1 rRNA gene is annotated in these 355 nt (G+C 47.3%); it reads right to left on the bottom strand.

Annotation, left to right across the window (positions count from 1 at the left end):
* Window positions 1-355, bottom strand: a 23S ribosomal RNA gene (locus KQ878_RS04550); the annotation flags it as partial.

Raw genomic sequence — 355 nt, 5'->3', positions numbered from 1 at the left:
ACTTGTAAGTCTCACAGTCAAGCACACTTCTACCTTTGCGCTCTGCATACGGTTTCTGACCGTATTGAGTGTACCTTTGAACGCCTCCGTTACTCTTTAGGAGGCGACCGCCCCAGTCAAACTACCCGCCACGCACTGTCCTCCCACCCGATTATGATGGCAAGTTAGAAACTCAATATAACAAGGGTGGTATTTCAAGGTTGACTCCACTAGAACTGGCGTTCTAGTTTCAACGTCTCCCACCTATCCTACACATGTTAGACCAAATTTCAATACGAAGTTGTAGTAAAGCTCCATGGGGTCTTTTCGTCTTGATGCGGGTACCCAGCGTTTTCACTGGGACCATAATTTCACC

It is taken from the genome of Mycoplasma zalophidermidis, from assembly GCF_018913985.1.
Taxonomy (GTDB): domain Bacteria; phylum Bacillota_I; class Bacilli_A; order Mycoplasmatales; family Metamycoplasmataceae; genus Mycoplasmopsis; species Mycoplasmopsis zalophidermidis.
The sequence above is the reverse complement of the archived record's forward strand: the minus strand, read 5'-3'. Positions and strand labels throughout refer to the sequence as shown.